The organism is Deltaproteobacteria bacterium (genome assembly GCA_003696105.1).
In the GTDB taxonomy this organism is placed as follows: Bacteria; Myxococcota_A; Polyangia; order Haliangiales; family J016; genus J016.
The window spans coordinates 1-6,476 of record RFGE01000373.1 but is presented as its reverse complement, the minus strand read 5'-3'; the positions used below and the strand labels follow the sequence as shown (position 1 = coordinate 6,476).

Below are 6,476 nucleotides of genomic sequence, written 5' to 3'. Positions count from 1 at the left end.
GGTCGTTTGCGACCCGGAGGCATGGGTCATGGCTGACCCGCCAGGTCATCAATGACCCGGAACGCGAGGACTGAAGGGTTGCGCGCCACGGTCGAATCAACCTGCGATGCACCGTGATGCGTCCCTGGAAGCCGACGTGTTCGGCGTCCTGTACCAGCAGGGCGCGCAGGCGGTGTTCGCCGTCCACCGCGACACGCGCGTGATCGTCGCGGCCAACGTCGCCGCGGCGCAGCTCGTCGGCCGAGATCGCGACGACCTCGTGGGCGCTCCGGTGGCCGAGGTGTTCGACGACCCGGCGGCGGCCGACCGCGTCTTGACGCGACCGGGCCTGCACGAGGAGGTCGCGATGCGGCGCGAAGACGGCTACCCGTTGTTCGCGACCCTGCACGTCACTCACCTGGACCATCCGGCCCGCGGTGCGTTGGCCGCGTGTGTGGCGACGGACCACACGGAGCGCTTGTTGCTCGAGCGCGAGCTGATCGCCAAACACTCCGCGCTGTACGCCGCTCACGCCGAACTCGAGCGCGTCGTCGCACGGCTGCGAGCCACCCAGGAGCGCCTCGAGCAGCGCAACCAGGAGCTGATCGCACTCGGCGGCCAGCTTGCGCTCGCGGCGCGCCGCGCGGCGATCGGTGAGTTCAGCGCCGGGGTCGCTCACAGCATCAACAACCCGATGGCCGCGCTGTCGAGCACCCTGCGGCGCATCGAAAAGATCGTTCGAGACCGCGGCGACGCCGAGCTCACCGAAATGCTCGCTCCGTATTTCGATCGCGCGCGCCGAGCCACCGGGCGCATGGAGCAGATCGTGGCGTCGGTGCGGGCAGCCCACAAGGCCGGCCAGCTCGAGTCCGATCCGCGCGAGATGGACCTCGCGCACGAGGTCGACGTCGCGCTGTCCTTGTTCGAACCGCGTATGGCGTCCGTCGAGGTGATCCGCGAAGGCGACGACCACGCGCCGATCGTCGCGCCGCCCGACGCGGTGCATCACATCCTCGGCAACCTGATCGAAAACGCGCTCAACGCCATGGCGGACCGGGGGACGTTGACCCTCGTCCTGCAGGCCGGCGAGGACGCCGGGCGCCTGATCGTTCGCGATACGGGGCCGGGCGTGCCGGAGGCCATTCGCGACCGCGTGTTCGAGCCGTTCGTGTCGGGCCGCCGCGACGGCACCGGCCTCGGCCTGTCCGTCGCGCAGCGGCTTGCCAAGCAGTGCGGAGGCGACCTTCGGCTGATCCCGTGCGAATCCGGCGCCGCATTCGAGGCGTCGTTTCCGGCGCGCTCGCCGCGCGACGGGGATGCCGATCCGAATCGTGGCGGCGGCCGCGACGCGCCGCGCGCGGAGGCGACGACGTGACCGGCGCACCGGCCCGACGGCACCGCGGCGGTGCGCGCGACCCAGTGGATCCAACGGGCGTTCTTGGGAGTAGACGATGCAACGACAGCGTATTCTGATCGTGGATGACGACGAGGTCGTCCGGGAGTCTTTGGTCGACGAACTCGGCGATCTGTTTGCCGTCGACGCCGCCGCCTCCGGTGAGGAGGCGGTGGAAAAGCTCGCGCGGACGCAATACGACGCGGTCATCTCCGACCTGCGCATGCCGGGAATGGACGGCATCGAGGTGCTGGACCGCGCGAAGGAGCTCAATCCGGATGTCATCCGAATCCTGCTGACCGGCTACCTCGACGACAAGGCCCGCGTGGCGACGACGCGCCCGGACGCGCCGTTCAAGGTCGCCAAGCCCTGGCACGACGCGCTCGAGGTTACGCTACGCCGCGCCTTCGAGTTTCGAGACACGCGCCGCAGGTTGGCGAGCACCGTGGCCGATGCGCTCGCGGTGGCCGGCATCTCGGACGAACTGGCTGGTGCCGACGGGTACGAGGAGGCGGCGACGATCCTCGTGCGCCGGATGCGGCAGGTGGAGGGCGTCCTCGGCTGCGAGGTGTGGATCGATGTGGCCGGCGCGAGCAGGCGTCTGGCCGGCGCCCTGCCGGACAGCGACGAGCACGACGCCGACTGGGCGGTCGATGAACCGATCGCGGCGGATCAGTCGGTGCGCGTTCGCGCCGTCGGCCAGGGTGACCTCGCCAAGGAGATCGCGCTATTTCTCGTCAAACAGGCACAGCGGTGGGCGACCGAAGACCGCGCGACGCGGCTCGCTCGCCGTGCGGCGTCGAACGCGAGCGCGCGCGCACGCCTCACCGACGTGTCGCGGCGCGCAACGCTCGGCGCGATGACCGCGTCCCTCGTTCACGAGCTCGCGTCGCTCGTGCTGTGCCTGCAAGCGTCGCAGTTCGAACTGGAGGACATGCGCGACGATCTGGCCGCGTTCCCCGACGTGCTGCGCGCGCTCGACGACATGGATCACACGACGCGCCGTATCCGCGACCTGTTCGAGGCCATGCGCCGGTTCGTGCGCTCGCAAAACGTCGGCCATCGCCGGTGCGACGTCGCCGAACTCGTCCAGTCGTCGATCGCCCTCACCAAGGGCTACACGCGGTCCCGCGCGACCGTGCGCCACGGCGAGCTGCCCGCGGTATCCCTCGAGGTCAACGAGCCGCTGTTTCTGCAAGTGCTCGTCAATTTGATCCGCAACGCGGCCGACGTGTCGCCCCAGGGTGGCTTCATCGACGTCGACGTGGTCGACTCCGACGACAGCGTGGAGATCTCGGTGACCGACGACGGCCCCGGCGTGCCCGAGGAGCACATCCCCAACCTGTTCGAGCCCTTTTTCACCACCAAGGCGGACGACATCGGCTCCGGTCTCGGCCTGGCGATCAGCGCCGAGATCGTGCAAGACCACGGCGGCGAGTTGCGCTACGAGCGCGCGGAGGGGCGCGGCGCGCGGTTCGTCGTGTCCCTGCCGAAGGTCGTCGCGTAGGGCGCGCAGCCTCGCGCGCGGCGATCGGCAATCGCGCGCCGGCCGTGGGCGTCGCGGTCGCCGGCCGGTCGCGGCGGATGCGGCGGCTCGGGCGGCGGCGTGCGGCCGCGCCTACGCGGCGTCCACTAGCTGCAGGAACGTCTTGGACTGTTCGAGCCGGCGCATCAGCTCGCTGTAGATCGTGTCGACGTCGAGCGGTCCGAGGCCGATGGTCGCGAGCGCGTCGTCGGCCGGCTCCTCTGGGGCCGGCGAACCGCTGTTGCCGAGCGCGAACGTCCGGCACAGCCGATCGGCGACCGCGACGATGTCGACGATCGCGAGCGTGTTCTTGCCGACGCGGCGCCGCAAGTCCGGGCTTGCATGAGTGTGGTGGTGCTCGATCGGCAGCAGCAACTCCTGCGGAAACTTCCACCGCTTGGCGAGGCGGCTGCCGACGCGGTCGTGCGGCGGCAAGCCCACCTCCTGCTCGGCCGATGCCATCGGCATGCCATTGGCGCTGGCCCGGTCGATCGCCTCTCCGAACCGGTCCGTGTCGGCGATCGCGAGCGCGATCTTGCCGATGTCGTGCAACAGCCCGGCCGTGAAGCACGTGCCGGGATCTTTGTGGCCGATGTGGTTGGCCAGCACCTCCGCGCAGGCCCCGACAGCCAGCGAGTGGAGCCACAACCCACCGGCGTCGAACTGGCTGCCCGCCGGCGTGCGCAACGCCTGCATGACCGACACGCTCAGCACCAACTGGTAGAGGCTGTTGAACCCGACGAAAGAGATGGCCCGGCCGACGTCGGACACGCCCCCGGGGATCGCGTAGTACGACGAGTTCACCAGGCGCAGCACCTTGGCGCTCAGGCTCGGGTCGCGCCGCATTACCTGGGCGACCTTGGCCACGGTGGACCGCGGATCGTTGACGAGTTCGCCGACCTGCATCGCGACCAGCGGCAGGGTCGGCAGGTTGTCCACCTTGGCGAGAATGTCGTCGACGCTCTTGCTGTTGGGGCTCACGGCAGTCGCTCCAGCGGTTTGTGATCCGGGCGAAGAGGGGCGAACGGGAGCCCGCCGGCATCCGGCGGGGACGCGTCGGGACGGTAGCCGGCATCGGCCGGCGGCGCGTCGGCCGGCGGACTCGCGTCCGGGGTGGGCAAGCTTGCGTCCGGCGCGGCCGGAGCATCCGGTGACGGTACGGACGCGTCCATGGGCGACGAAGCGTCCACACGTCCCGCGTCCGTCGGCGGAAAATCGACAACGGGGGCGGCGGCGTCGCGCAGATCGATACCGATGATCGGTGCACCGCCGCCGTCCGGGCCGCCGTCGCCGGCGTCGGCGAGGTCGCCGCCATCGGTCGTCGCGCCGGCGTCGGCGAGGTCGCCGCCATCGCTCGTCACGCCGGCGTCGGCGAGGTCGCCCCCATCGGTCGACGTGGCGCCATCCCCGGCGCTCGCGTCCACCGGCGCAGGGCCGCACGTTCCGGACACCGAACAGACGAAGCCGACCGCGCAATCACTGTTGCGCGTGCACACGTCGCCGCACCCGAGACTACACAGGGCCAGCGCGGCGCACAGGGCGGCGACTTCAAAACACATCGAATCGCATTCCGAGCACGAGTTGAAGCTGGGCGGCGACCGTACCTTCGGCGAGGTCGTCGCCGAGCGCGAAGGCGCCGCCCTCCACGTCGGCGCACGCCGCGATGCCGCCGAACGGCCAGCAATAACCGGCGCTCGCCGCCACGCCTGCAAACGTGTACGGCGCGACGACCGAGACGATCGCGGCGCCGAAGCGCGTGCGCGTCCCAGCCGGGTGGACCCGCACGCCGGCGCGCACGCCGACCCCGGCTCGGTCGCCGCCCTCGAAGAAGACACCCGCCTGCGCGGTGACCCACGGGTCGGCGACGATGGCGTGATCGATGATCGCTCCCACGGTGTACGCCGCCACCTTCGTCGCGCTGGCGCCGCTGCCGCCGCCGACCGACACGCCGCCCGCGACGTTGGCCTCGATCCGCGTGAGCGCCGGCTCGCCGGCCGACGCCGGCGCCGCCACCGCGACCAGGGCGACACAGATGAAGCGCGCAAGGCGGACCACGCGCCGGTGGATTGCAAGCCACGTTCCACCGTGCGAACACGCGACGTCGTGCAGTTGCGGCAGATTCCGTCAGAGATCGCAGCGGCGGCCGTCAAGATTTCCATCGCGTGGTCGAATGAACCAGTATGCAACCCGGCTCCAACCGGGAGGTCGTACTCGGCATCGACTTCGGCATGAGTACGGTCTCCGCCTGCGGGTTCGTCGGCGGCAAGCTGCACTTCGTGGTGGATGAGGGCGAGCGCGCGATCCCGTGTGCCGTATACATCCCCGAGCGCAGCGAGCCCTTGGTCGGCCGGCGTGCGCTTCATCAGATCCTTCGCGACCCGGCGGCGACGATCACAGCGATCAAACGGTTGCTCGGACGCCACGTGCACGAGCGCGAGGTGCGCCGGCTCGACGCGGGCGTCGCCTACGCGATCGCGAGCGGTCCCGACGACATGGCGCTGCTCGACGTGCGCGGCCGCCAGTACGCGCCGCAGCAGGTTGCGGGAGAGGTGCTGCGCCACATCAGGCAGCTCGCGGAGCTGCGGTTCGGCGCAGCCGTGCGCCGAGCCGTCGTCACCGTCCCGGCCACGGCGTCGCCGGCGTATTGCCAGGCGCTCAAGCAGGCGGCCCAGTTCGCCGGCCTCGCGGTGCAGCAGTTCGTGCCGGAGCCCGTCGCCGGGTGTCTCGCCCACGGCATGCACGAGACCACCGCGTTGCGCCGGCTTGCCGTGTGCGATTTCGGCGGCGGCACCTTCGACGTCACGATCATCACGCAGGACGGCCTGCATTTCGAGTGCCTGGCGATCGACGGCGACGACCTGCTCGGCGGGGTCGACTTCGACGAGGAGCTGGCCGAGGCGGTGGCCGGCCACCTGTATCAGGCGCGCCGGGTCGATCTGCACCGGGACGTCGTCAAGTGGCAGGAGCTGTTGTGGCGGGCGGAGTCGGTCAAGCGCCAGCTGTCGACGGCGACGCGGGCGTCGCTGGTGATGAACGATGCATTCGTTGCCAACGGGCAGCGACACGATTTGCGGCTCGGCATCGACCGCGCGTGGATCGAGCCGAGGTGGGCGAAGATCGCCCGCCGCATGGTGCCGGTGCTCGACCGCGCGCTCGCGCGCGCCCGCCGCACGCCCGACGACATCGACGAGGTATTGTTGATCGGTGGCAGCACGCTGATGCCGATCGTCCGCCGGATCATCGGCGAGTACTTTGGCAAGCCGCTGCGGTCGACCGAGCATGCGGACGTCGCGGTCGCGGTCGGCGCGGCACTGCAGACGGGTCAGGGCACGCAGGTGTGCACGCAGGTGCCGCGTCTGCCCGCGGGGGCAGCGCCGTGACCGCGGCCGTCCGCGCGGTTGAGCCGGCCGCCCCGGACGTGGGGCCCGGGGCGCAGCTCGCGCGAGCCGACCTGTCGGGTGCGGACCTGTCGGGCCGCGACCTGTCGGGAGCGGACCTGTCGGGCGCGGATCTGTCCGGCGCGAACTTGACGGGGGCCAAACTGGCGGGCGCCTGCCTCGACCGCGCGCGGCTCACCGG

7 protein-coding genes are annotated in these 6,476 nt (G+C 70.9%); 4 read left to right on the top strand and 3 right to left on the bottom strand.

Annotated features, from left to right (window positions below):
- Positions 1-106: 106 nt before the first annotated feature.
- Together D6689_22870 and D6689_22865 are read left to right on the top strand one after the other, a co-directional pair.
- Positions 107-1,354 (top strand): PAS domain-containing sensor histidine kinase, encoded by a 1,248-nt coding sequence (locus D6689_22870; protein RMH36240.1) that lies wholly within the window; start codon positions 107-109, stop codon positions 1,352-1,354.
- 76 nt (positions 1,355-1,430) lie between these two features.
- A complete protein-coding gene (locus D6689_22865; GenBank protein RMH36239.1) occupies positions 1,431-2,879 on the top strand; it encodes a hybrid sensor histidine kinase/response regulator in 1,449 nt (482 codons plus the stop codon).
- 111 nt (positions 2,880-2,990) lie between these two features.
- On the opposite strand, the gene D6689_22860 is transcribed toward D6689_22865, so the two are convergent.
- Genes D6689_22860 through D6689_22850 form a run of 3 tightly spaced genes read right to left on the bottom strand, consistent with a single transcriptional unit; the run spans position 2,991 to position 4,952 of the window.
- Positions 2,991-3,878 carry an HDOD domain-containing protein gene (locus D6689_22860; GenBank protein ID RMH36238.1) on the bottom strand — a complete coding sequence of 296 codons (888 nt, stop codon included), beginning with the start codon at positions 3,876-3,878 and terminating at the stop codon, positions 2,991-2,993.
- Positions 3,875-4,456 (bottom strand): hypothetical protein, encoded by a 582-nt coding sequence (locus D6689_22855; GenBank protein RMH36237.1) that lies wholly within the window; start codon positions 4,454-4,456, stop codon positions 3,875-3,877. Before D6689_22855 ends, D6689_22860 begins: the two co-directional genes overlap by 4 nt.
- Positions 4,446-4,952, bottom strand: a complete 507-nt coding sequence (locus tag D6689_22850) for a hypothetical protein (protein ID RMH36236.1) — start codon at positions 4,950-4,952, stop codon at positions 4,446-4,448. The genes D6689_22855 and D6689_22850 overlap by 11 nt, the downstream gene beginning before the upstream one ends.
- Positions 4,953-5,077: 125 nt before the next feature.
- Between D6689_22850 and D6689_22845 the strand changes: the two genes are divergently transcribed.
- Entirely contained in the window at positions 5,078-6,277 is a 1,200-nt protein-coding gene (locus tag D6689_22845; GenBank protein RMH36235.1) for an Hsp70 family protein, read from the top strand.
- Positions 6,235-6,476, top strand: a 242-nt coding sequence (locus D6689_22840) for a pentapeptide repeat-containing protein (protein ID RMH36241.1), incomplete at its 3' end; no start/stop codon positions are given. The genes D6689_22845 and D6689_22840, both read left to right, overlap by 43 nt.